Source organism: Maribacter sp. (genome assembly GCF_049667165.1).
In the GTDB taxonomy this organism is placed as follows: Bacteria; Bacteroidota; Bacteroidia; order Flavobacteriales; family Flavobacteriaceae; genus Maribacter_A.
The window spans coordinates 1-2,161 of sequence record NZ_JBATHS010000407.1; the positions used below are offsets into that span (position 1 = coordinate 1).

Annotated in this window: 1 protein-coding gene and 2 pseudogenes; all 3 read left to right on the plus strand. The window is 44.2% G+C overall.

Annotated elements, in window-relative coordinates; genetic code table 11:
* Positions 1-906, plus strand: a pseudogene (locus WBM98_RS18240) (alpha-galactosidase); the annotation flags it as partial.
* 21 nt (positions 907-927) lie between these two features.
* Entirely contained in the window at positions 928-1,755 is an 828-nt protein-coding gene (locus WBM98_RS18245) for a glycoside hydrolase family 16 protein (RefSeq protein ID WP_424367446.1), read from the plus strand.
* 152 nt (positions 1,756-1,907) lie between these two features.
* A pseudogene (locus WBM98_RS18250) lies at positions 1,908-2,161 on the plus strand (alpha-L-fucosidase); the annotation flags it as partial.

Below are 2,161 nucleotides of genomic sequence, written 5' to 3' on the forward strand. Positions count from 1 at the left end.
GGGGGAGCCAAATTCGGGAATGCGCCCTGTTTGGCATCCGAATGGGGACATTCCTACCTTGAAAAGTTAAAATATTTTCTGGATAAAACAGGGTTCGATCTTTTAGAGCATGATGGACCCTATCCAGGGGATTATTGCGCATCGACCACCCACAAATACCACAAGGGGTATGAAGATTCCCAATGGGTACAATGGCATATGACCAAGGACTTTTACCATTGGCTAAAAGAAAAGGATATTTATTTGAATGCCCCTGATTTCTACTATTTACAAGGGTCGAATAAATGCGGTATCGGGTATCGTGAAGTGAATTGGTCCTTGCCAAGGGCACAACAGATCATATTGGGTAGGCAGAATATCTATGATGGTACTTGGGAAAAAACACCTTCTATGGCGTGGACGTTCGTGCCTTTAACGGAGTACCACGGGGGAGGGGCGGCCGCAACCTTGGAACCCTTGAACGAACATTTGGATGCATACAAGGCGCACATGGTACAAAACTATGGTTCAGGGGTACAGGCCTGCTACAGGGGCCCACGGCTCTATGATACCGATGCAACCAAAGCCCTGGTCATCGAACAAATAGCGCATTACAAAAAATACAGGGATATATTGAATTCCGATATCATCCATTTACGAAGACCCAATGGCCGTTCTTGGGATGGGTTCATGCACGTAAATCCGAAATTGGGGGAAAAGGCCTTCGTGCTACTTTTTAACCCCACGGAAAAAGGTATCGAAGAAAAGATTGAAGTACCCTTATATTATACCGGTTTGGTTGATACCGCTCTTGTATTGGAAAAAGGGGAAAATCCTGTGAAGTCAAAATTAAGCCGGAATTATGGCACTGAAATCATGGTGCGCATTCCGGCTAAGGGTTATACGTGGTTCGTGGTAAAACAATAGGAAGTATTAAAATAAATAGTTATGAAAAATAGCGTAAGTATATTCGGAATCGTATTGCTCCTTTTGGTGGGTTGCAAGGTCATGAAACCTGAAAAACCGGGTTTGACCCTCTTGGTGCAAAAGGAAAATAGGGTAAATAAGAAATGGAAATTGGTATGGCAAGATGAATTTGAAACCCAGGAATTGGATAGCACAAAATGGACACGCATACCGCCCAATAAGGCCGATTGGGGTAATTATATGACCAGTGATGACCGGTGTTATGAAATTGCCGATGGACAACTGTACTTAAAAGGAATTAACAATCCGGATACCATCAGTGACCCAAGGCCCTATTTAACAGGGGGTATTTATACCAAGGGAAAAGTAGCCTTCCAGTATGGGAAAATTGAGATCAGGGCCAAATTGGGGAGTGCCCAAGGGGCTTGGCCCGCTATTTGGATGCTTGCAGAGCAAAAAAAATATGGAGACTACCCACGTAACGGTGAAATCGATATTATGGAGCATTTGAATTATGACACCATCATCTATCAAACCACCCATTCGTACTATACACTGGAACTCAAACAAAAAGAGAATCCGCCTTATTCTACCACGGCGCCTTGTGATACCGAACAATTCAATACTTTTGGATTGGAATGGTATCCTGATAAGTTGGTGTACACCTTGAACGGGAAAGCATCCTATACCTATCCGAGAATAGAAGGGGTAGACCCCTCGCAATGGCCTTTCGACCAACCATTTTACCTGCTCATTGACCAACAATTGGGAGGGTCCTGGGTCGGGGAGGTAAATCCTAAAGATCTGCCGGTACAGATGATCATTGATTGGGTAAAACTATATCAATGAGTATCTTTACTGAAAGTCGGAAGGGTTTGCATTTTGGAATGTGGCACGGGTGGTGAAAATCAAAAAAGCTCCTTCCCTTGATTAGGGAAGGTGACCCTGACGGTGCCGTCAGGGTCGGAAGGGATTGGAATATAAGATACAAAATAGTGAATATGGAAAAATTGCGACTGGTAATTTTAGTGCTTTTGGTCTTTCTAGAATCATGCAATGAAATAACGCCCCCCGAACCCATTACGCCAGTGCCCTCTGATCGTCAATTGGCATGGCATGAACTGGAATATTATGCTTTTGTGCATTTTAACATGAATACCTTCACCAATATGGAGTGGGGTACCGGGGGCGAAAAACCAGAGCAGTTCAATCCCACGAACCTCGATACGCGACAATGGGCGAAAGTGGCCAAGGA